Below are 21460 nucleotides of genomic sequence, written 5' to 3'. Positions count from 1 at the left end.
CTCCTGTCGCGCGCCATTGCGTGACGTAGGTGAAGGAAGGAATGACATAGCGCCGCGAGGCGGGGTGTCCGTTCGGGATCGACGCTATGCCGTCGAGAGAGCCGACCGGGAGGGAATGAGCCATGATCGGCAGAAGGTCCCGGGGGCGGGGATCAGCGAAGGCCCGGGCACGGTCGTGCGCCGGGCGCAGGCCGGAGGCTCCAGTGCCCCCGAGGACTATCGCGCTGATCACGGGTACAAGGCTATCCCGACCTACCCCCAGGACGTCATTCGCTGCATCTGTACAAATCTTGGGGTGGAACTTTGACACTATGGCCGGCGACGTGACGAGCTGTCCGTGCAGCGGCGTGTTCCGTCGCTATCCGGCCAGCTCGCGAGCGGTCTGCACGGCCTCGGCCAGGCTGTCCACGACCGGCACTCCGGCTGATTCCAGACTGCTGCGGCTGTGCGAGCCACCCGTGTAGAGCACCGCTCGGGCGCCGACGTGGGCGGCGGCGAGGGCGTCGTCCACGGCGTCTCCGATGAGGACCGTACGGTCCGCCGTCACACCCGTCCCGTCCAGGGCGGCCAGGTGGCGTACGAGGTGTCCCGCCTTGGAGGTGTGGGAGGGGCCGACGCGGCCGTCGACGCGCAGGAAGTGCTGGTCGATGCCGTGGGCCCGGACCAGCGGGACGAGCTTGTCGTGGGGCGCGAGGGACAGCAGGGACTGGGTGAGCCCGTCCAGCTGCCAGTCCCGGAGCAGCTCGCGGGCACCGTCGGTCAGCCCGGAGTCCGCGGCGGCGGCCCAGTAGTGGCGGTGGAAGGTGTCGTCCATGACGAGCCATTCCTCGTCGGTGGGCAGCCGTCCCATGAGGCGCTCGTAGAACTTCGGTACCGGTACGACGTACAGGTCGCGGTAGGTCTCCAGGGTGATCGGCGCGAAGCCGAGCTCGGCGAAGGAGGCGTTGGTCGCGACGATGACGGCGTCGATGTCGTGGAGGAGCGTGCCGTTCCAGTCCCAGACGATGTGGTTCGGGAGCGTCGTGACGGCGGTCGTGGTGTTCGCGTCTATCACTTCAGCAGCCCCGGAATCTCCTGCACGCCGAACCACAGCAGGTCGTGGTCCTCGGCGGCGTCGACCGTGTCCTGCGCGTCCGCGTCCCCGCCGTCGGCGGCCTCCAGGGCCCGCACGGCGGCGGCCACGTCCTCGTCGGCGTCGTCGGCGTCCAGGTGCACGGCGGCGGCCACGGCGAGCCGTACGGCGGCGGCGAGGGTCACCCGCCCCAGTCCGGCCTCGTCGGCCCCGGGCGCGGTGGTGGCGGCCTTGTCGTCGACGTCGAGGGCGACCACGACGCGGCGGCGCGGGGCGCCCGCGTCCGCGGCGACCATGCGCAGGGAGGCGAGCGCGGCCCGGTTCAGGGCGGCGTACTCCAGCTCCTCCATGTCCTCCGACACGTACCACTCGCGCAGCCCGGGCGTGACGGCGTACGCCGTCAGCGGGGCGGGGCCCAGCTCACCCGCCTTGTGCGCCTCGGCGAGCCCGGGGAGGGTCAGGGGGACGTACACACGCATGGCCGGCTGCTTTCGGTAGTCGGAAACGCCCTCAGGATACGACTCGGGCGGGGCCGGCCGGGTGAGGGACTCCGTCCCCCTTCGGGGCGCCGCACCGGGAGCCGCGCCCGTCCACCCGGGTCCGCGCGCGGGCGCCGCCCGAGGCCGGTGAGCGGCCGCCGCCCACCCGGATAGGTGAAGCGGGGCGGTGGCCGGGCGGGCCGCGAGCGTGGTTGCGCAGGGGGTGCGCCGGCCGTAGAAGATCCCCATCAAGTTACCGCCCGGTACCGCTCCGGGCCCGGACCGTACGGGGGCAGCTCGCGATGGACACCACGGTGCGCGGCACGACGACCGGCAACGACGGCAGCCGCCGACGGCCCGCGGGCCGGACCCGGACCCGGCCCGCGGGCCGCCGCGACCCACGACGCCCGGCCGGACCGCCGCGTGCCCTGCGACAGGGCCCGCACCACTGGTTCGCCGAACACCTCCTCGCGGTGATCAGCGGCCTGCGCCCGGTCCACTCACTCCTCGGCCACACCATCGGCCCCGCCTACCAGCAGCTGATCACCCTGGCCCCGACGGACCCCTTGCGCGACCGCCTGCGCCCGGTGGTCCGCCGGTGCGGCCGCTTCACCCCCGGCCCGGGAGTGATCGAGGCCTTCGCCCGCATCGCCACGGGCGACCGCCTCACCGCGATGGCCTTCCGCCTCGAACAGGGCCCGGACCTCCGCTGGCGCTGCGCGGCAGTGGAGATCCAGGGCCCCCGCCCGTGACCTCCCGCCGACCGATTCAGCCCCGCCGGCGTTCGAGGCGCGGGGGTCCGGGGGCAGCGACCCCGGCAACGGCGCCGCACGGCACCCGACACCGGCACGACGCGGCCGGGGCCGGACACCCCGAAGGTGCCCGGCCCCGGCCGACAGCTCACGCGAAACCCCGCGCGGGGTTACTTCTTCCGGCGACGCCCACCGGCGGCCTTCTGCGCCTTGCGACGCTCCGCCCGCGTCATCCCGTCACCCTCACCGCCGACGGCGTCACTGTCGAAGTCGCCCTCGATGACACCGCCCTCCCCGTCCACCGTCGGGGCGGAGAAGTGCAGGCGGTCCGGCCGCTGCGGAGCGTCCAGCCCCTTCGCCCGGATCTCCGGCCGCACACCCGCCGGCTCCTTCGTCAGCGACGGCGCCGCGTCCTGCACCGGAAGCTCCTCGACCTGCTGCTCGACCTGGACCTCCAGGTTGAACAGGTAGCCGACGGACTCCTCCTTGATGCCCTCCTGCATGGCGTTGAACATGTCGAAGCCCTCGCGCTGGTACTCGACCAGCGGGTCCTTCTGGGCCATGGCCCGCAGGCCGATGCCCTCCTGCAGGTAGTCCATCTCGTACAGGTGCTCACGCCACTTGCGGTCGAGCACCGACAGGACCACGCGCCGCTCCAGCTCACGCATGATCTCGGAGCCGAGCGTCTTCTCGCGCGTCTCGTACTGCTCGTGGATGTCGTCCTTGACGGACTCCGCGATGAACTCGGCGGTGATGCCCGCGCGGTCGCCCGCGGCCTCCTCCAGCTCCTCGATGGTGACCTTCACCGGGTAGAGCTGGCGGAAGGCGCCCCACAGGCGCTCCAGGTCCCACTCCTCGGCGAAGCCCTCGACCGTCTCGGCCGTGATGTACGCGTCGATGGTGTCGTCCATCATGTGGCGGACCTGGTCCTGGAGGTCCTCGCCCTCCAGGACGCGGCGGCGCTCGCCGTAGATGACCTCACGCTGGTTGTTGAGGACCTCGTCGTACTTCAGGACGTTCTTACGCGTCTCGAAGTTCTGGGTCTCCACCTGCGACTGGGCCGACGCGATCGCGCGCGTCACCATCTTGTTCTCGATCGGCACGTCGTCGGGGACGTTCGCCATCGCCATGACGCGCTCGACCATCTGCGCCTTGAACAGGCGCATCAGGTCGTCGCCCAGCGACAGGTAGAAGCGGGACTCGCCCGGGTCGCCCTGACGGCCGGAACGACCGCGCAGCTGGTTGTCGATGCGGCGCGACTCGTGGCGCTCGGTGCCCAGCACGTACAGCCCGCCGAGCTCCTTGACCTCCTCGAACTCCGTCTTCACCGCGGCCTCGGCCCGGGTCAGCGCCGAGGGCAGGGCGTGCGCCCACTCCTCGATGTGCTCCTCCGGGTCCAGGCCCTGCTGGCGCAGCTCGGCCTCGGCGAGGTCGTCCGGGTTGCCACCGAGCTTGATGTCGGTACCGCGGCCGGCCATGTTCGTGGCGACCGTGACCGCGCCCCGGCGGCCGGCCTGGGCGACGATCGTCGCCTCACGGTCGTGCTGCTTGGCGTTGAGCACCTCGTGCGGGATGCCGCGCTTGGAGAGCTGCTGCGAGAGGTACTCGGACTTCTCGACCGACGTCGTACCGACGAGGATCGGCTGGCCCTTCTCGTGCTTCTCCGCGATGTCGTCGACGACGGCGGCGAACTTCGCGACCTCGGTCCGGTAGATCAGGTCCGGCTGGTCCTTGCGGACCATGCCCCGGTTGGTCGGGATCGGGACGACACCGAGCTTGTAGATCTGGTGGAACTCGGCGGCCTCGGTCATGGCCGTACCGGTCATGCCGGACAGCTTCGAGTAGAGGCGGAAGAAGTTCTGCAGGGTGATCGTGGCGAGGGTCTGGTTCTCGTCCTTGATGTCCACCCCTTCCTTCGCCTCGATCGCCTGGTGCATGCCCTCGTTGTAGCGGCGGCCGGCGAGGATACGGCCGGTGTGCTCGTCGACGATCATGACTTCGCCGTCGATGACGACGTAGTCCTTGTCGTTCTTGAAGAGCTCCTTGGCCTTGATCGCGTTGTTGAGGTAACCGACGAGCGGGGTGTTCACCGACTCGTAGAGGTTCTCGATGCCGAGCCAGTCCTCGACCTTGGCGACACCGGTCTCGTGGATGGCGACGGTGCGCTTCTTCTCGTCGACCTCGTAGTCGCCGGTCTCCTCGATGCCCTTCAGCGGCTGGCCGGCCTCGCCCTTGGTCAGGCGGGTCACCAGCTTCGCGAAGTCGGCGTACCACTTCGTGGCCTGGTCGGCCGGGCCGGAGATGATCAGCGGGGTACGGGCCTCGTCGACGAGGATCGAGTCGACCTCGTCGACCACGGCGAAGTTGTGGCCGCGCTGGACGAGCTCCTCCTGGGACCACGCCATGTTGTCGCGCAGGTAGTCGAAGCCGAACTCGTTGTTCGTGCCGTAGGTGATGTCGCAGTTGTACTGCTCGCGGCGCTGCGCGGGCGACATGTTCGCGAGGATGCAGCCGACCTCCAGGCCGAGGAACTTGTGCACCCGGCCCATCAGCTCGGAGTCACGCTCGGCGAGGTAGTCGTTCACCGTGATCAGGTGGACGCCCTTGCCCGACAACGCGTTCAGGTACGCGGGCAGCGTGCCGACGAGGGTCTTGCCCTCACCGGTCTTCATCTCGGCCACGTAGCCGAGGTGCAGCGCCGCGCCACCCATGATCTGGACGTCGTAGTGCCGCTGGCCGAGGACGCGCTTGGCCGCCTCGCGCACGGTCGCGAAGGCCTCGGGCAGCAGGTCGTCCAGGCTCTCGCCGTCCTGGAAACGCTGCTTGTACTCGTCCGTGAGCGCCCGCAACTCGGCGTCGGAGAGGTTGACGAAGTCCTCTTCGATGGAGTTGACCTGGTCCGCGATGCGGTGCAGTTTGCGCAGGATCTTGCCTTCGCCTGCACGCATGAGCTTGTTGAAGACGGACACCGAGGTTTGTCTCCTTGCCGGTCGGGCCTGGGCACTGTACGTACACGGGCACGGCAGGTGGGCCCCACCGCAACGGCCATCGTAAGCGAGGACGTGGCCACGTCGGGAGGTCCGCCGTTCCTGTGAGGGCACGGGTGCCCGGATTGAGAACGTACGGGGGACACCGAAGGTGCCGCATGGCCCGCAGGGATCACCGAAAATTGTTCGCCCCCGATGTCGGGACGGCAGCAGAATTCGTTCATGGAGCCCACGACACTGAAGACGGACCGTTTGGTATTGCGGCCTTTCGTCCCCGCGGACGAGGCCGAGGTCTACGCCGCGGCGCAGGACCCGGACATCCAGCGCTGGACGTTGGTTCCCTCCCCCTACAAGGAGGAGCACGCGCACGCCTGGGTGACCGAGACCGCACCCGACGGCTGGCGCGACGGCAAGGCCTTCCCCTTCGCCGTGCGCCTGGGGGCGGAGGGCCCGCTGGTCGCGTCCGTCGGCCTGCACGTCCACAGCGCGGAGAGCTACGAGGTCGGCTACTGGGCGGTCCGCGAGCACCGCGGCCGGGGCTACACGGCCGAGGCGGTCCTGGGCGTCGCCCGCTGGGCCTTCACCGAGCTCGGCATCGGACGTCTGGAATGGCGGGCCGAGGTGGGCAACGTGGGCTCCCGCGCCGTGGCCGAGAAGGCCGGCTTCCGGATCGAGGGCATGCTGCGGGCCGGCATCATCCAGCGCGAGACCTACCGCGACTGCTGGATCGGCGCCCTCCTCCCCTCCGACCTGGGCCTGCCCTCGCGGACGCCGTACCTCCCGGCACCCGCCGCCTGAGGTTCCGGCCCCGCTGTCGGTGGTCCCCCCTAAGAGCTGTCCCGTAATCCGCGGCGGGTCGGCGCGCGGCGTCAGATGCGGTGCATCGCAAGGCGGAGGGTCGTCCGCATACTGGGCGTATTCGGGCGATCCCGACAACGCGGTGAGGTGCCGTAGCTGGCGCCGCGCGCCCGCCGGGGATTACGGGACAGCCCTTAGGCTGCGCGGATGACCCTGCTCTCGCTGTCCGCCGACGAAGCCCGCCGAATCGCCCTGCGCGCGCAGGGCTTCCTGGGGGCGCCCGACCGGCGCGGCGGGGTCCGCGGGGTCCTGCGCCACCTGGGCGCCGTGCAGTTGGACACCATCTCGGTCCTGGCCCGCTCGCACGAGCTGATCCCGTACGCGCGCCTGGGCGCGGTGGGCCGGGACACCGTCGAGCGGGCCTACTGGTCGGACCGGCACGCCTTCGAGTACTGGTCGCACGCCGCCTGCATCCTGCCGATCGAGGAGTGGCCGCATTTCGCGTTCCGCCGCCGGGCCAACCGGGCACGCGGCCACCGCTGGCACATCCTCGAGGACAAGCAGCACTCGACGCGGGCGGTCCTGGACCGGCTGAAGGCGGACGGTCCGCTGACCTCCACCGAGCTGGGCGGCGCCAAGAACGGCGGCGAATGGTTCGAGTGGTCCGAGACCAAGATCGCGGTGGAGTGGCTGCTGGACACCGGCGAGGTGGTCTGCAGCGAGCGCCGCGGCTGGAAGCGGGTCTACGACCTTCCCGAGCGGGCCGTTCCCGACGCGCTGCTCCACGACGACCTGGACGACCGCGAGTGCCTGCGCCGCCTGGTCGCCCTCGCCGGCCGGTCCCTGGGCGTCGGCACCCGCGCCGACATCGCGGACTACCACCGGCTCAAGGGCGAGGAGTTCGACGCGGTGGTCGCCGACTCCGGGCTGGTCCCGGTCGAGGTGCAGGGCTGGTCCAAGCCGGCCTGGGCGGATCCGGCGGCTCTCGCGCAGACCCCCAGGGGCCGCCACCGCACGACGCTGCTCTCGCCCTTCGACTCCCTGGTCTGGGACCGTCCCCGCACGGAGCGGATCTTCGGTTTCACGCACCGCCTGGAGGCGTACGTGCCCAAGCCGAAGCGGATCCACGGGTACTTCGCGATGCCGCTGCTGGCGGGCGGCCGGCTCCAGGGCCGCGTCGACCCGGCCCGCGAGGGCCGCACACTGGTCGCCCGGCAGCTCTCCCTCACCTCACCGAAGGCCGCGGGCCCGATGGCCCTGGCACTGCGGGAGGCGGCGGAATGGGTCGGCTGCGAGGACGTACGCGTCGAACGCGCGAGCTCGCCCGCGGAAGCGGCGGCCGTCACCGCGGAACTGGCCGCGCTCTGAGCACCGGGAATGCCCCGCCGGCCGGGCCGGACACTCCCGACCGCTCCCGACCGCTCCCGACCGCTCCCGACTAACGGATTTCGAGGATCTTTTCCCGCATCGCGTAGACCACGGCCTCCATCCTGGAGTGCAGCTGCAGCTTCTCCAGGATGTTGCGGACGTGGTTCTTCACGGTGTTCTCGGAAATGAACAACTGCTTGGCGATATCACGGTTGTTCATACCGGTGGCCACCAGTTTCAGGACCTCCAGCTCCCGGTCCGTCAGCCGCGGCGCGGGCACCAGCCGCCGCTCGTCGGTCCGCTGGATCATCGACTTGAACTCGGTGAGCAGCTTCGACGCCATCGACGGGCTGATCTGCGACTGGCCGTCCGCCACCGCCCGGATCGCCGTGGCCACCTCGTCCGTCGAGATCTCCTTCAGCAGGTACCCGGTCGCGCCCGCCTTGATCGCGTCGTAGAGGTCCGCCTCCTCGTCGCTGATCGTCAACATGATGATCTTCGCGGAGGGGGCCACCTCCTTGATCGAGGTGCACGCCTCGATCCCACCGCGCCGGGGCATCCGCACGTCCATCAGCACGATGTCCGGAAGCAGGTCGGCCGCCTTGTCCACGGCCTCCGCCCCGTCCCCGGCCTCGCCCACGACCTGGATGTCCTCCTCCTGCGCGAGGACGATCTCCAGTCCCCGCCGGAAGAGCGCGTGGTCATCGACCACGAGCACCCTGATGGGCTCCCGGTCGGTCTCCTGCGCCGGGTCGTCCGTCGCACGGCAGCCCGCGACGCCGCCGTCCCCGCGCACCGGCCCGAAGCTGTCCGCCATCGTTCCTCCCCCTGCATGTGCTCAGCTGCTGCTGGGCCAACCGGACACACACCGCAGCCGGTTGACTGCACGCCATGATTCCATGCCCGCACCACGGCCCGGGGGCCACAAGTGAGCCACGTGGCGCATACCCGTCGCACACCCGTCACACAGGCGCCCCCGCGCAGGCGCCTGAGCGCCTGCCCGGGGGCGATGAACGGATGTGGTCGACCTCAGCCGCCGAGCGCGCCACCGGCGCCGCCCCGCGGCTCCTCCGAGCTGGAGGCACCGTCCGGGTTCACGTGGATGACTCCGTAGTCATAGGCGTGCCGGCGGTAGACGACACTCGGCAATTTCGTCTCGGAGTCGACGAACAGATAGAAGTCGTGGCCGACCAGTTCCATCTCGTACAGGGCCTGGTCGAGCGACATCGGTGCGGCCGAGTGGGTCTTCTCGCGGACGATGAGCGGGCCTTCGCCCTGCACCTCGATGGATCCGATCCGGGTGATCGGTACCCCGTCCTTCTTCTCCTCGGACACCGGCTGGCCGCTGCCGTTCAGCGATGCGACGCCCGGCACCACGTCGGCGACCTCCGCCGCCGGGATCCGGCCGCTGCCGCGGCGGGTGTAACGCTTGTCGTGCTGCTTGCGCAGCCGGGCCTCCAGCTTGTCCTGAGCCAGGTCGAGCGCCGCGTACGCGTCGGCGGCGGCGGCCTCGGCACGGATCACCGGGCCCCGCGAACGCAGGGTGATCTCCACGCGGTCGGAACGGTCGGCCTGACGCGGGTTGTGCTCCTTGGACACCTCGACGTCCAAGCTGATCACCTTGGCGTCGAGCTTCTGGATCCGCTCCGGATTCAGCTTCTCGGCCACGTGCTTGCGGAACCGCTCGGGCACCTCGGTCTTGCGGCCCTTGACGACGATGTCCACGCAGAACTCCGTTCCCGGATAGCTCCGCCCGACGGGGCGAAGCGTCTCCCTTTCGCACCAGACTCCGGTGAAGGCCGGAGCCTCGGACTTGGCGACTTTCACCTCCTCCTCCCCCATCGGCAAGATCAACACCCCACCGACTTCGGAGTCGAGAGACAGCCTCCTGAGTTCCTTACAACCGAACATATCCCTCTATGGCGGTTGTCGGCACCCGCTACCGGAATGTACTTCCGACGAAGTGGCTGTTCCCTCTTACTACCTGCAACGATGGGCCTTCCCCGCCAGTTCCGAATCTATTCACAAGATTTTTCTTCTGTACGAGTTGCTCAAACGCGCGACACCCGCTCGATGCGTCTGAACGAGTCCCCGGGCGCGGCCACCACCGCCGCCCGCAGCGCCGCCCGCGGGCCCGTGACCAGCCCCGCGGCACGTACCGCCCGGGCCGCCTCCGCCAGCGTCGCCCCGGTGGTGACGAGGTCGTCCACGAGCACGATCGGGGCCCCGTCCGGCAGGAGCCCGCGCGCGCCCCGGCGCACCGCCAGCGCCCCCGCGAGGTTCTCCCTGCGCTCCCGGGCCCCGAGCCCGGCCTGGTCCGCCACCGCCCGCCGCAGCCCCAGTACGGGCGCCACCCGCGCGCGGACACCGACCCGCCGCAGCCGACCCGCGGCCGCCAGGGCGATCCTGCGCACCGGATCGTGCCCGCGCGCCCGGACCTGTCGCCGCGCCGACGGCACCGGGACCAGCACCACACCTCCCGTACCTCCCGCCCCGGCCGCACCACCGGCACCACCGGACGCGGTGCCACCCAGGACGGCCACCGCCAGGGCGGCACCGAGCACCCCGGCCAGCGGCAGCGCCCCGCGCTCCTTGTGGGCCAGCAGGAGGCTCCGTACGGCTCCCTCGTACACGGCGGCGGCCCGTACCACCGGCAGCCCCGCGGGCCGCGGAGACGGCCGCACCGGCCCCTCCCCGGCCCCGTTCAGCGCGTCCCGGCACTCGACGCACACCAGCACCCGGACCGCCCCGCAGCCGGCGCAGTCCGCCGGCAGGACCAGCCCGGCGAACTCCTGCCACCACTCCCGCATGGCTCCACAGTGACGGCCGCGGCCCCGGCCCGCGACCCCTGTGGACGATCCGTACGCGCGGGCAGGTCAGCCCGGGTACACCGGAGACCGGCCACCCGCCACCGTGCGCCACTGCGCCCCCGGCGGCAGCCACACGATCCCGTCCTCCGAGTAGGCGACCACCGGCTTCGGCTTCGCCTCGTCCTCCGTGGCCGCGACCGCCACCTCCGACAGCCCGGTGGCCCCGGGCAGGCTCGCCGCGACCATCGAGCCGTCGGCCAGCATGTAGCGGGCCTGCTGCACACCACCGTTCTCCCGGCCCACCACCAGCAACCGCCCGCGCGGCGCCCAGCTCATCGCCGTCACGTCGACCATCTGCGGGGCCGCCGGGCGCAGCTCGCGCACCGACACCGCCGAGGAGTCCGTCTTGCCGTCGGGCCGTTCGATCCGCCCCACGTACAGGACCTTGTTGCTGTCGGGCTGCTCCACCAGCAGCGCGATCCGCGCCCCGTCCGCCGACGCCTTCAGCGAGGCGATCCGGCGCCCGTCGAGCCCCGCCACCTGGACCTTCTCCGGCGTCCCGGCACCGCCGGGCACCCGCCACAACCCCGGGGCCTGCGGATCCCGGTCGGCGACCCACAGATCACCCGAGGCGTCCCAGCTCGGCGCGGTCAACAACGCCGACTTGCCGCCCCTGCCGATCGGCAACGGCTGCGGCATCGCCCCGCCCCCGACCAGCGTGGCGACGTACAGCGCGTGCTCGTCCTCGGAGATCACGGCCGCCCGACGCTCGTCGTGGGTGATCGCCGCCGACCTGACCTTGAACCCCGGAGGCGTGGCCAACGGCCCCGGCACCGATTCGAACCGGGCCTGCTGGTCCTCGCTGCTCGTGTCCAACTTCATCCGGACCAGCCGCTTGTCGTTGTCGACGAAGTACTGGTACTCGGGAATCCTGGGCCGGCCCGCGATCGCGGCCGCGCTCACCTCGCTCACCGAACACAGCGAGGTCGGCTTGTCGCCGGCCCGCACCAGCTCGACCTGGTCGAGCCGGGAGCCCGTCAGATCCTTGACGGTGTACAGGAGTTGCGTGGCCATCTTCTTGCACTGCGGCTGCGCGACGTTCTCGGCCTTCTCGTTGAGCGGCACGCGCAGCGTGTTCTGCCCGTCGTACGACAGGGACTTGGTACCCGGACCCAGTTCCGTACCGGTGGGGAAGCTGGACTCCACCACCGGGGCCAGCCACCGCGAGGGCCCGGCCAGCAGCGACTGCACGGTCTGCGTGGTCGGGTCCATCCGCGAGTCCGGATCGGTGCGTTGACGCACGTAGACCGGGTCGGCGACGAGTGTGCCGCCCGCGAAGTAGTACTTGTTGACCGGCATGTAGATGCGCTGGAAGTCCGACTCGCTGAGCACGAGCCCGCTCGGCGGGGTCGAGATCCGCCACTGCTTGTCCTCGTTCTGGACGAGCTGGAGGTACTCCTCGTACTCCCTTGCCCCGGTCTGCGGCTGGTACGCGCTGTGTTCGTCGACGGTCGCCAGCTTCTTGCCGGTCACCTTCCAGCGGGGCCCCTCGGGGTCCTTCTCGCCCCGGTTCGGAACCCGGTTGAGTCCCGAGGAGAGCACCGTGACGGCGGATCCGGGCTTCCAGCTCTTCGCGGCGGCCTCGGTGAGGTACTTGCGGGCGGTCTCCAGCTGCGGGTCGTCGCTGGTCATCGCCTCCAGGAAGCCGTCGACGATCTCCGCCGGGCTGGCCTTGTCCGCGGGCGGTACGCCGAACACCCGGACCTGCGAGTCCACGCCCTGCGAAGCCTGCACCGGGCGGATGTCACCGCTGTCCGGCATGGAGGCACAGCCGGCGAGCAGCAGCCCGGCCGCCCCGAAGGCGTACGCCCGTACGGTACGCAGCCGCCGGCGCCGCACCCGCGCACGCTCCGCCCGCGCGTCCAAGGGCTCAGCGTCCATCGGCTCGGTCCTCCTGTTGTGCCTGGTCGGCCGGGCGGGCCACGACCCTGGCCCCGTTCCCCGGCAGGGCCGTCGGGTCGGCGGGCACCGGCATCGCTCCGGCGACGGGCGAGCGCGGCGGTATCGGCGAACGGTCACCCGCGTCGGCGGGCGTACGCTCCGCCGCGCCCCCCGCGGCCTCGGCCTCGGCCGCGGCCCGGGCACGGTTGGCGCGGTTGGCCCGCGAGTCCTCGGGCTCCAGCGGGATGGGCGAGCCCCGCAGCGGCTCGTCGGCCGTGCGCGGCAGGGTCAGCCGGAACTGCGAGCCGCCGCCCGGCTCGCCCCAGGCCTGCAGCCAGCCACCGTGCAGCCGGGCGTCCTCGACGGCGATGGACAGGCCCAGGCCGGTCCCGCCGGTCGTGCGCGCCCGCGCCGGGTCGGCCCGCCAGAAGCGGTTGAACACGCGGGTGGCCTCGCCGGGCTTCAGCCCGACGCCGTAGTCCCGTACGGCGACGGCGACGGCCCCGCCCGCGGACGCCAGCCGGACCACCACGTCGCGGCCCTCGCCGTGCTCCACGGCGTTGACGACCAGATTGCGCAGCACCCGCTCCACCCGCCGGGCGTCGGCCTCGGCGATGACCGGCTGGGTGTCGCCCAGGACCCGGATCCGGGTGCCCTTGTGCTCGGCGAGCGGCTCGGCTCCGTCGATGACGCGGCGGACGACGTCACGCAGGTCGATGGGCTCGGCCTCCAGGGCCGCGGCCCCGGCGTCGAAGCGGCTGATCTCCAGCAGGTCGGCGAGGAGCGACTCGAACCGGTCGAGCTGCCCCGCGAGCAGCTCGGCGGAGCGTGCCGTGATCGGGTCGAAGTCGACCCGCGCGTCGTGGATGACGTCGGCGGCCATCCGTACGGTCGTCAGCGGGGTGCGCAGCTCGTGCGAGACGTCCGAGACGAAGCGGCGCTGCATCCGGGACAGCTCCTCCAGCTGCTGGATCTTGTTCTGGAGGTTCTGCGCCATCTTGTTGAAGGCCTCGCCGAGGCGCGCGATGTCGTCCTCACCGGTGACCTTCATCCGCTCCTGCAGCCGCCCGGCCGAGAGCCGCTCGGCGATCCCGGCGGCCATCCTGACCGGGGTCACCACCTGGCGTACGACGAGCCAGGCGATGCCGCAGAGCAGGACGACGACGAACAGACCCGCGGTCACGATGGTGACCTTGATCAGGTTGAGGGACTCCTCCTCCTGCGTGAGCGGGAAGAGGTAGTACAGGTCGTACGGGTCGCCGTTGATGTCCGAGAGCCGCTTGCCGATGACCAGCGCCGGCTCGGGCTCCTTCGCCCCGTCCCCGCTGGTGTACCGGATCTCGGAGAAGGTCTTGAAGGCGCCGGTGGCTCGGTTGACGGACCGGCGGAGCCCCAGCGGGACGCTGGCGGTCGGGTCCACGTTGCCGGAGGCCCGGGCGCCCTTGACGCCCTGCGTCCCGGGCAGTGCCTCGTCACCGGTGCCCGCGCCCAGCGCGACGACCTCGAAGGCGGTCTGGCCACCACTGGCCAACTGCTTGACCAGGGAGTTCATCCACGTACTGGCGTCCCGGCCGACCTTGTTGTCGGTGGCGTCGGGCCCGTCCACCGTGGCCGGGGCGTTGGCCTTCTCCTGCGCCACCGCGAACCCGCCCGCGGCCTGGCTCTGCGCCGCCTCCTCCTTGGCCTCCAGGAGACCCCTGCTGACCTGGGCGATGACGACGAACCCCAGGGCGAGGACCACGGCGAGCGAGATCAACAGGGTGGCGGCGATCACCCGGAGCTGGATGTTGCGCCGCCACAACCGGACAGCCGGAAGCAGCGGCCGCCGCGCCAGGCGTACGAACAGCCGCAGTACCCGGCTGCTCGATGCCCGGTCCCGGAACAGCCGCCCGAAGCGCAGCTTCCACGGGCGGGAGCCGCCCGGGGCCCTGCCGGACATGCCGGAGGTGCCGGACTGCACGTCAGCTGGGTCCGGCCTTGTAGCCGACACCGCGCACCGTCACGACGATCTCGGGGCGCTCCGGATCCTTCTCGACCTTGGAGCGCAAGCGCTGCACGTGCACGTTGACCAGGCGGGTGTCCGCCGCGTGCCGGTAGCCCCAGACCTGCTCCAGCAGCACCTCACGGGTGAAGACCTGCCAGGGCTTGCGCGCGAGGGCGACCAGCAGGTCGAACTCGAGCGGGGTCAGGGCGATGGACGCGCCGTCCCGCTTGACCGAGTGCCCGGCCACGTCGATGACCAGGTCACCGATGGTCAGCTGCTCGGGAGCCGGCTCCTCCGACCGGCGCAGACGCGCCCGGATCCGGGCCACCAGCTCCTTCGGCTTGAACGGCTTGACGATGTAGTCGTCGGCCCCGGACTCCAGGCCCACGACGACGTCCACCGTGTCGCTCTTGGCGGTGAGCATGACGATCGGCACGCCGGACTCGGCCCGGATGAGCCTGCACACCTCTATGCCGTCCCTCCCGGGCAGCATGAGGTCGAGCAGCACCAGGTCGGGCTTCGCCTCCCGGAAGGCAGCCAGCGCCTTGTCACCGTCCGCTACGAACGACGGCTCAAAACCTTCTCCACGCAGCACAATGCCGAGCATCTCGGCCAGCGCGGTGTCGTCGTCGACGACAAGGACTCGTCCCTTCATGCTTGACATCATCCCATTAGCTAATCGTTACCCGGCGGTGAGCTGTCCCACAGCCAAAAGGGCTGGAAATCGACCCTCGGACCTGCGTGGAGATCAGCCCCACCAGTCTGCCCCCGATCGGGTCGACTATTGAAGGTACGGGCTGTGAGGACCCCGCAGTACCGCCCAGGATCGACCGACCGGTCGGGATCGCCCCGAACCGCCCCTCCCCACCCCGCCACCACGCCCGATCCGCCGCCCACCCCCTACTCCGTTCGGGCCCCCTACGTGGCACGATGGCAGCGACCAGCGCCCCGCCGCGGCAGGCGCACATGAAGGAGTGACGATGAACGACTCTCCGGGCTGGGCTACGCCCGGATCCTCTCCGTCCGACGGCGAGCGGCCGGGCACCGACGGCGACGCGCAGCAGCCCGCAGCGCCCGCACAGCCCGAACAGCCCGCGCAGCCCGCCGGCGACCCGAAGTGGTCCGCCGAGCAGCCGCCGCCCGGTCAGTGGTCGAGCCCGGGCGCCACGCCCGAGACCCCCCAGGCCCAGCCGCAGCCCACCGGGGGCTGGGGACAGCAGCCAGGCACCCCGCAGACGGGCCACAACGGCGCCCAGTACGGCTACCCGGGCGGCCCCGGCCAGTGGGGCCAACCCCCCGCCGCCAAGCCCGGTGTGATCCCGCTGCGGCCCTTGGGCCTCGGCGAGATCCTCGACGGCGCGGTCGCCACCATGCGCACCCACTGGCGCTCGGTCCTGCCGATCACCCTCGTCGTGGCCACCGTCGTCCAGGTCATCAGCGTGATCGTGCAGAAGTTCATGCTCGACGACATCGCCTTCACCGCGGACCCGGACGCCGGCCCCGAAGAGGTCTTCGACTCGCTCGGGAGCACCATCGGCGCCTCCGTGGTCATCCAGTTCATCCAGGCCCTCGGCACGATCGTGGTCACCGCGATGCTCACGATGGTCTTCAGCCGCGCCGTGCTCGGCCATCAGTCCTCGGTCTCCGGCGCCTGGCGCGAGGCCCGCCCCCAGCTGCTGCGCCTGATCGGGCTCACCCTGCTGCTGGCCCTCGGCGCCGTGCTGCTCGGCGCCGTCCTGATCCTGCCGGGTGCCCTCACCGACAGCGTCGGCCTCGTCATCCTCGGCGTCTTCGTCTGGGTGCCGCTCCTGGTGTGGCTGGGCATCAAGTTCAGCCTGGCCTCGCCCGCCCTGATGCTGGAGAAGAGCAGCGTCATCAAGGCCTTCGCGCGGTCCTCGAAGCTGGTCAAGGACACCTGGTGGAGGATCTTCGGCATCACGGTCCTCACCACCGTCATCGCCTTCTTCATCTCGGCGATGATCGTCGCCCCGTTCCAGATCATCAGCCTCCTCGCCTTCAGCGGTGGCCTCGACTCCTTCGAGGACGGCAGCGGCATGACCAACTGGGGCGTACTGATCGGCCCCGCGATCGGCCTGATCATCGCGCAGACCATCGTGATGCCCTTCCAGTCCGGCGTCACCGTCCTCCTCTACGTCGACCAGCGCATCCGCCGCGAGGGACTCGACCTGGAGCTCGCCCGGGCCGCCGGCCTCGAGAACTACGGCACGACCGGAGGCTGACGCACAGATGATGAGTACGGGGGGCCTCATCACCCGCGCCAGGGCGCTCCTGCCGAACGCCGAGACACCACCGGTGACCACACCGCGCGAACCCGCCAGGGAAGCGGCCGAGCGCGAACTGTCCAAGCCGATGTACCACGAGAACGACCCGAGCCTGTTCGACCGCGCCCTGCGCAAGTTCTTCGACTGGCTCGACGACGTGCTCGGCGCCGCCTCCGGGGCGACCCCCGGAGGCGGCTTCGGCCTCTTCGTGATCCTCGTCCTCGTCCTCCTCGCCGTCGGCGCCCTCTGGTGGCGCCTCGGCACCCCCGGCCGGATCACCACCGGCGCGGGCGTCCTCTTCACCGACGGCGCCCGCAGCGCCGCCGACCACCGCACCGCCGCCGACGCCCACGCCGCCGCCGGCCGCTGGACCGAAGCCGTCCAGGAACGCATGCGCGCCGTGGTCCGCGCCCTGGAGGAGCGCACCCTGCTCGACCCGCGCCCCGGCCGCACCGCCGACGAGGCCGCCGCCGAAGCCGCCGTCACCCTCCCCGACCACGCCGCCGAACTCCGCGCCGCCGCCCGTACCTTCGACGACGTCACCTACGGCGGACGCACCGCCGACGCCGACACGTACGCCCGCCTGCGCGCCCTCGACCTCACCCTGGACCGCGCAAAGCCGCTGCTGACGGGACCCACCGCATGACCGGCCCGACCGACCCGGCCTCACCGACGGCGCTTTCCGCCCCGCCCGCGGACGAGGCGCGGGAGCCCGAGGGCACCGCCCCCCTCCCCGCACCCGCCGACGCCGACGCCGACGCCGACGCGCGCATCCGCCGCGTCCGCCGGATCCGCCGCGCCCTCACCGCCGTTGCCGTCCTCGCCGCCGGCGTCATCGCCACGGCCGCCCTCAACTCCGGCTCCCACCACGGCTACCTCGACCCCCGCACCACCGATCCCTTCGGCAGCCACGCCGTCGCCGAGCTCCTGAAGGAACGCGGCGTCACCACCCGCGTCGTCACCACCGCCCGCGAGGCGGCCGACGCCGCCGGCCCCCGCACCACCCTCCTGGTCACCGACCCCGACCGGCTCGGCGCCACCCAACGCGGCGTCATCCGCTCGGCCATCGACCTCTCCGGCGGCCGCACCGTCCTCCTCGCTCCCAGCAGCCACAGCCTCACCGATCTCTCCCCCGGCGTACGCACCGCGGGCGACGCCGACACGCAACACCCCGATCCGGGCTGCTCCCTGCCCGCCGCCACCTCGGCCGGCCGCGCCGACACCGGCGGCGGCCTCCGCTACACCACCACCCTCCCCAGGGCCACCGCCTGCTACCCCAGCGCCGGCGACCCCACCCTCCTCGTCCTCCCCACCGGCCCCACCGGCGGCGACACCGTCGTCCTCGGCTCCGAGACGATCCTCCTCAACGAGTCCCTCGCCGACGAAGGCAACGCCTCCCTCGCCCTCCAACTCCTCGGCTCCCGCCCCGACCTCGTCTGGTACCTGCCGTCCCTCGCGGACTCCGACCCCGACACCGCGTCCTCCGACGAGAACAAGAGCCTGCTCGAACTCGTCCCGACCGGCTGGTCCTGGGCCCTGCTCCAACTCTTCGTCGCCGCCGTCCTCGCCGCCCTGTGGCGCGCCCGACGCCTGGGCCCCCTCGTCACCGAGAAGCTCCCCGTCGCCATCCGCGCCTCCGAGGCCACCGAGGGCCGCGCCCGCCTCTACCGCAAGGCCGACGCCCGCGACCGCGCCGCCACCGTGCTGCGCGCCGCCACCCGCGAACGCCTCGCCGCACTGGTCGGCGTACCGCACACCCAGGCCCACGACCCCGCGGCACTGGCCCCGGCCGTCTCCGCCCGCCTGACCGGCGAGCCCCGGGACGTGACCGCCCTCCTCTTCGGCACCACGCCTTCCGACGACGCGGCACTCGTCGCGCTCGCCGACCACCTCGACGCCCTCGAAAGAGAGGTCCGTACGTCATGACGTACCCGGCCACCGAGTCCACGGCAGTGACCGCGGACAGCGCCCGCGCTTCCCTCGAAGCGCTCCGCACCGAGATCGGCAAGGCCGTGGTCGGTCAGGACTCCGCCGTCACCGGCCTCGTCGTCGCGCTCCTGTGCCGCGGCCACGTCCTCCTCGAAGGCGTCCCCGGCGTCGCCAAGACCCTCCTCGTGCGAGCCCTGGCCGCCTCTCTCGAACTCGACACCAAGCGCGTCCAGTTCACCCCGGACCTGATGCCCAGCGACGTCACCGGCTCCCTCGTCTACGACGCCCGCACCGCCGAGTTCTCCTTCCAGGACGGCCCGGTCTTCACCAACCTCCTCCTCGCGGACGAGATCAACCGCACCCCACCCAAGACCCAGTCCTCCCTCCTCGAAGCCATGGAGGAACGCCAGGTCACGGTCGACGGCAAACCGCGCAAGCTGCCCGACCCCTTCCTCGTCGCCGCCACCATGAACCCGGTCGAGTACGAGGGCACGTACCCCCTCCCGGAAGCCCAGCTGGACCGCTTCCTCCTCAAGCTCACCGTCCCCCTGCCCTCCCGCGAGGACGAGATCGGGGTCCTGACCCGCCACGCCGCCGGCTTCAACCCCCGCGACCTGCATGCCGCCGGCATCCGCGCCGTCGCCGGCCCGGCCCAGCTCGAAGCCGCCCGCCAGGCCGTCGCCCAGGTATCCGTCTCCCCCGAGATCGCCGGCTACGTCGTCGACATCTGCCGCGCCACCCGCGAATCGCCGTCCCTCACTCTCGGCGTCTCCCCGCGCGGCGCGACCGCCCTGCTGGCCACCGCCCGCGCCTGGGCCTGGCTCACCGGCCGCGACTACGTCACCCCCGATGACGTGAAGGCCCTCTCCCTGCCGACCCTGCGCCACCGCGTCCAACTGCGCCCGGAAGCGGAGATGGAGGGAGTCACCGCCGACGCCGTGATCACGGCGATCCTCTCCCACGTCCCCGTCCCGCGCTGATGGCCCTCACCGGACGCGCCGCCTTGCTGGCGGCCCTCGGCAGCATCCCGGTCGGCCTCCTCGAACCGAGCTGGACCGGCATGCTCGCGGTCAACGGCCCGATCGCACTGGCCTGCGCACTCGACGGCGCCCTCGCGGCGCCCGTACGCGGCCTCGTGCTGGGCCGCTCCGGGGACACCTCGGTCCGCCTCGGCGAACCGGCGGAGGTCCACCTCACCGTCACCAACCCCAGCGGCCGCAAGCTCCGGGCCCGCGTCCGTGACGCCTGGCCCCCGAGCAGTTGGCTCCCGGGCACGGAGAGCGGCGCGTCCCGCCACGAGGTGGTCGTCCCCGCGGGCGAACGCCGCCGGCTGACCACCCGGCTGCTGCCCACCCGCCGCGGCGACCGCCAGGCCGACCGCGTCACGATCCGTTCCTACGGCCCGCTGGGACTGTGGGCCCGCCAGCGCTCCCAGGTCGCCCCCTGGACCGTCCGGGTCCTGCCGCCCTTCACCAGCCGCAAGCACCTCCCGTCCCGACTGGCCCGCCTGCGCGAACTCGACGGCCGTACCAGCGTCCTGACCCGCGGCGAGGGCACCGAGTTCGACAGCCTCCGCGACTACGTCCCCGGCGACGACACCCGTTCCATCGACTGGCGGGCCACCGCCCGCCAGAACAAGGTGGCCGTCCGCACCTGGCGCCCCGAACGCGACCGGCACATCCTCATCTGCCTCGACACCGGCCGCACCTCGGCGGGCCGCGTCGGCGACGCCCCCCGGCTGGACTCCGCGATGGACGCGGCCCTGCTCCTGGCCGCCCTGGCCACCCGCGCCGGTGACCGCGTGGACCTGCTGGCCCACGACCGCCGCCCGCGCGCCCAGGTCCAGGGCCGCTCGGCGGCCGACACGCTCCCGTCGTTCGTCAACGCGATGGCCACCCTGGAACCGGAGCTGGTCGAAACGGACGCCAGGACCCTGGTCTCCACCATCCTCCGCAGCGCCCCGCGCCGGTCCCTGGTGGTTCTCCTGACGAGTCTGGACGCGGCCCCGATCGAGGAGGGCCTGCTCCCGGTGCTCCCCCGTCTCACCCAACGCCACACGGTCCTCCTGGCCTCGGTCGCCGACCCGCACGTAGCGGCGATGACCGCCTCCCGGGGCACCGTGGACGCGGTCTACGAGGCCGCCGCCGGCACCCAGACCCAGTCCCAACGCCGCCGCACGTCCGACCAGCTGTCCCGCCACGGGGTCCACGTGGTCGACGCCACCCCGGACACCCTGGCCCCGGCCCTGGCGGACGCCTACCTCGCCCTGAAGGCCGCGGGCCGCCTCTAGCCCGCAGGGCTGGATACGCTGGCCAAGGCACCCACCAGGAGGACACCATGGCCGACCTCTCCCCCGAGCAGATGCGTCGAATGCACGACTTCGCGGAGCAGCTCGCGGAGCTGGCCGAGCACCAGGAAGACCGGTGGAAGGTGCAGACCACAGACGGTCAGATCTTCCTCACGATGATGAGCCCCACCGCCCCCCACGGCCTCAACGTGGTGCGCATGCGCCGCCAGATCGAGGCGCAGACACCCGAGGTGATGGCTCTCAACGATACGAACATGGGCGACCCCGAGACCGGCTTGACCAAGGTGCCCGACCTCATGGTCATCGCGGAAGAGGATACGGACGACACGGCGAAGGTCGTCAACTCGCGCGACGTCCTGCTGGTCGTGGAAGTCGTCTCCCGTACGAACTCCCTCACTGACATCCGCGACAAGTTGCACGACTACCCAAGGATGGGAGTCCCCCTGTACGTCGTCGTCGATCCGCGCAGGCACAAGAAGTCGGTCACCGTGCACAGCGACCCCTCGGACGGACCCGACGGCACGCGATACCGAAAGACGGTTCCCTACGCCTTCGGAGACACCGTCACCGCCGGCCGTTGGACACTCGACACGAGCACCCTCAAGAGCTATCCCGCCGACTGGTAGGAGCCGGCCCCGGCCGTGTAGGGAACGGTATCGGCCCGTGAACGCAGAAAAGCCCCGCACCATAAGGTGCGGGGCTTTCCCACAATGATTGTTCGGCGGCGTCCTACTCTCCCACAGGGTCCCC

18 protein-coding genes are annotated in these 21460 nt (G+C 71.6%); 9 read left to right on the top strand and 9 right to left on the bottom strand.

Features of this window, described 5'->3' with window-relative positions:
• Positions 1-358: 358 nt before the first annotated feature.
• Together ACGFYY_RS29105 and ACGFYY_RS29100 are read right to left on the bottom strand one after the other, a co-directional pair.
• Positions 359-1054 (bottom strand): HAD family hydrolase, encoded by a 696-nt coding sequence (locus tag ACGFYY_RS29105; RefSeq protein ID WP_365268957.1) that lies wholly within the window; start codon positions 1052-1054, stop codon positions 359-361.
• The gene (locus ACGFYY_RS29100; protein WP_393713860.1) at positions 1051-1551 is read right to left on the bottom strand and encodes a DUF6912 family protein; all 501 of its coding nucleotides are present in this window, start codon (positions 1549-1551) and stop codon (positions 1051-1053) included. Before ACGFYY_RS29100 ends, ACGFYY_RS29105 begins: the two co-directional genes overlap by 4 nt.
• Positions 1552-1853: 302 nt before the next feature.
• Here ACGFYY_RS29100 and ACGFYY_RS29095 point away from each other — a divergent pair, with 302 nt between their 5' ends.
• Positions 1854-2303, top strand: a complete 450-nt coding sequence (locus ACGFYY_RS29095; protein WP_365268951.1) for an Rv3235 family protein — start codon at positions 1854-1856, stop codon at positions 2301-2303.
• Positions 2304-2473: 170 nt separating this feature from the next.
• Here the strand turns inward: ACGFYY_RS29095 and secA are convergent, their stop codons facing one another.
• Positions 2474-5272: a preprotein translocase subunit SecA gene (gene secA, locus ACGFYY_RS29090; protein ID WP_365268948.1), complete on the bottom strand. Its 2799-nt coding sequence runs from the start codon at positions 5270-5272 to the stop codon at positions 2474-2476.
• 240 nt (positions 5273-5512) lie between these two features.
• Here secA and ACGFYY_RS29085 point away from each other — a divergent pair, with 240 nt between their 5' ends.
• Together ACGFYY_RS29085 and ACGFYY_RS29080 are read left to right on the top strand one after the other, a co-directional pair.
• The gene (locus ACGFYY_RS29085) at positions 5513-6088 is read left to right on the top strand and encodes a GNAT family N-acetyltransferase (protein WP_393713857.1); all 576 of its coding nucleotides are present in this window, start codon (positions 5513-5515) and stop codon (positions 6086-6088) included.
• Between the two features lie 207 nt (positions 6089-6295).
• Positions 6296-7456, top strand: coding sequence for a DNA glycosylase AlkZ-like family protein (locus tag ACGFYY_RS29080; RefSeq protein ID WP_365268942.1), 1161 nt, complete (start codon positions 6296-6298; stop codon positions 7454-7456).
• Positions 7457-7526: 70 nt separating this feature from the next.
• Here ACGFYY_RS29080 and ACGFYY_RS29075 read toward each other — a convergent pair whose 3' ends face one another.
• The 6 genes from ACGFYY_RS29075 to mtrA form a co-directional block, all read right to left on the bottom strand.
• Positions 7527-8273, bottom strand: coding sequence for a response regulator transcription factor (locus tag ACGFYY_RS29075; RefSeq protein ID WP_365268940.1), 747 nt, complete (start codon positions 8271-8273; stop codon positions 7527-7529).
• A 212-nt stretch (positions 8274-8485) separates the two neighbouring features.
• Positions 8486-9181 carry a ribosome hibernation-promoting factor, HPF/YfiA family gene (gene hpf / locus ACGFYY_RS29070; protein ID WP_030724158.1) on the bottom strand — a complete coding sequence of 232 codons (696 nt, stop codon included), beginning with the start codon at positions 9179-9181 and terminating at the stop codon, positions 8486-8488.
• 326 nt (positions 9182-9507) lie between these two features.
• A complete protein-coding gene (locus tag ACGFYY_RS29065) occupies positions 9508-10266 on the bottom strand; it encodes a ComF family protein (RefSeq protein WP_393713854.1) in 759 nt (252 codons plus the stop codon).
• Between the two features lie 66 nt (positions 10267-10332).
• Complete coding sequence (locus ACGFYY_RS29060; protein ID WP_393713852.1) at positions 10333-12207, bottom strand: LpqB family beta-propeller domain-containing protein; 1875 nt, start codon at positions 12205-12207, stop codon at positions 10333-10335.
• The gene (gene mtrB, locus ACGFYY_RS29055; RefSeq protein ID WP_365269012.1) at positions 12197-14146 is read right to left on the bottom strand and encodes an MtrAB system histidine kinase MtrB; all 1950 of its coding nucleotides are present in this window, start codon (positions 14144-14146) and stop codon (positions 12197-12199) included. Before mtrB ends, ACGFYY_RS29060 begins: the two co-directional genes overlap by 11 nt.
• A 22-nt stretch (positions 14147-14168) precedes the next feature.
• Complete coding sequence (gene mtrA, locus ACGFYY_RS29050) at positions 14169-14858, bottom strand: two-component system response regulator MtrA (RefSeq protein WP_200904315.1); 690 nt, start codon at positions 14856-14858, stop codon at positions 14169-14171.
• A 313-nt stretch (positions 14859-15171) separates the two neighbouring features.
• Here mtrA and ACGFYY_RS29045 point away from each other — a divergent pair, with 313 nt between their 5' ends.
• The 6 genes from ACGFYY_RS29045 to ACGFYY_RS29020 are packed head-to-tail and all read left to right on the top strand — an operon-like array spanning position 15172 to position 21336.
• Positions 15172-16431, top strand: coding sequence for a hypothetical protein (locus ACGFYY_RS29045; RefSeq protein WP_393713850.1), 1260 nt, complete (start codon positions 15172-15174; stop codon positions 16429-16431).
• Between the two features lie 7 nt (positions 16432-16438).
• A complete protein-coding gene (locus ACGFYY_RS29040) occupies positions 16439-17119 on the top strand; it encodes a DUF4129 domain-containing protein (RefSeq protein WP_393713848.1) in 681 nt (226 codons plus the stop codon).
• Positions 17116-18399 (top strand): DUF4350 domain-containing protein, encoded by a 1284-nt coding sequence (locus tag ACGFYY_RS29035; protein ID WP_393713846.1) that lies wholly within the window; start codon positions 17116-17118, stop codon positions 18397-18399. Before ACGFYY_RS29040 ends, ACGFYY_RS29035 begins: the two co-directional genes overlap by 4 nt.
• Positions 18396-19382: an AAA family ATPase gene (locus ACGFYY_RS29030; RefSeq protein ID WP_393713844.1), complete on the top strand. Its 987-nt coding sequence runs from the start codon at positions 18396-18398 to the stop codon at positions 19380-19382. The genes ACGFYY_RS29035 and ACGFYY_RS29030 overlap by 4 nt, the downstream gene beginning before the upstream one ends.
• Positions 19382-20692: a DUF58 domain-containing protein gene (locus ACGFYY_RS29025; protein WP_393713842.1), complete on the top strand. Its 1311-nt coding sequence runs from the start codon at positions 19382-19384 to the stop codon at positions 20690-20692. The genes ACGFYY_RS29030 and ACGFYY_RS29025 overlap by 1 nt, the downstream gene beginning before the upstream one ends.
• Positions 20693-20739: 47 nt before the next feature.
• Positions 20740-21336 (top strand): Uma2 family endonuclease, encoded by a 597-nt coding sequence (locus tag ACGFYY_RS29020; protein WP_393713840.1) that lies wholly within the window; start codon positions 20740-20742, stop codon positions 21334-21336.
• Positions 21337-21460 lie beyond the last annotated feature (124 nt).

The sequence above is a fragment of the Streptomyces sp. NPDC048331 genome (assembly GCF_043201215.1).
Taxonomy (GTDB): Bacteria; Actinomycetota; Actinomycetes; order Streptomycetales; family Streptomycetaceae; genus Streptomyces.
The sequence above is the reverse complement of the archived record's forward strand: the minus strand, read 5'-3'. Positions and strand labels throughout refer to the sequence as shown.

Bases quoted from the DNA above. Each gene is read 5' to 3' on its own strand.
- ACGFYY_RS29100 (WP_393713860.1), bottom strand. From the start codon at position 1,551: ATGCGTGTGTACGTCCCCCTGACCCTCCCCGGGCTCGCCGAGGCGCAC.
- ACGFYY_RS29095 (WP_365268951.1), top strand. From the start codon at position 1,854: ATGGACACCACGGTGCGCGGCACGACGACCGGCAACGACGGCAGCCGC.
- ACGFYY_RS29085 (WP_393713857.1), top strand. From the start codon at position 5,513: ATGGAGCCCACGACACTGAAGACGGACCGTTTGGTATTGCGGCCTTTC.
- ACGFYY_RS29080 (WP_365268942.1), top strand. From the start codon at position 6,296: ATGACCCTGCTCTCGCTGTCCGCCGACGAAGCCCGCCGAATCGCCCTG.
- ACGFYY_RS29075 (WP_365268940.1), bottom strand. From the start codon at position 8,273: ATGGCGGACAGCTTCGGGCCGGTGCGCGGGGACGGCGGCGTCGCGGGC.
- ACGFYY_RS29065 (WP_393713854.1), bottom strand. From the start codon at position 10,266: ATGCGGGAGTGGTGGCAGGAGTTCGCCGGGCTGGTCCTGCCGGCGGAC.
- ACGFYY_RS29060 (WP_393713852.1), bottom strand. From the start codon at position 12,207: ATGGACGCTGAGCCCTTGGACGCGCGGGCGGAGCGTGCGCGGGTGCGG.
- mtrB (WP_365269012.1), bottom strand. From the start codon at position 14,146: ATGTCCGGCAGGGCCCCGGGCGGCTCCCGCCCGTGGAAGCTGCGCTTC.
- mtrA (WP_200904315.1), bottom strand. From the start codon at position 14,858: ATGATGTCAAGCATGAAGGGACGAGTCCTTGTCGTCGACGACGACACC.
- ACGFYY_RS29045 (WP_393713850.1), top strand. From the start codon at position 15,172: ATGAACGACTCTCCGGGCTGGGCTACGCCCGGATCCTCTCCGTCCGAC.
- ACGFYY_RS29040 (WP_393713848.1), top strand. From the start codon at position 16,439: ATGATGAGTACGGGGGGCCTCATCACCCGCGCCAGGGCGCTCCTGCCG.
- ACGFYY_RS29035 (WP_393713846.1), top strand. From the start codon at position 17,116: ATGACCGGCCCGACCGACCCGGCCTCACCGACGGCGCTTTCCGCCCCG.
- ACGFYY_RS29030 (WP_393713844.1), top strand. From the start codon at position 18,396: ATGACGTACCCGGCCACCGAGTCCACGGCAGTGACCGCGGACAGCGCC.
- ACGFYY_RS29025 (WP_393713842.1), top strand. From the start codon at position 19,382: ATGGCCCTCACCGGACGCGCCGCCTTGCTGGCGGCCCTCGGCAGCATC.
- ACGFYY_RS29020 (WP_393713840.1), top strand. From the start codon at position 20,740: ATGGCCGACCTCTCCCCCGAGCAGATGCGTCGAATGCACGACTTCGCG.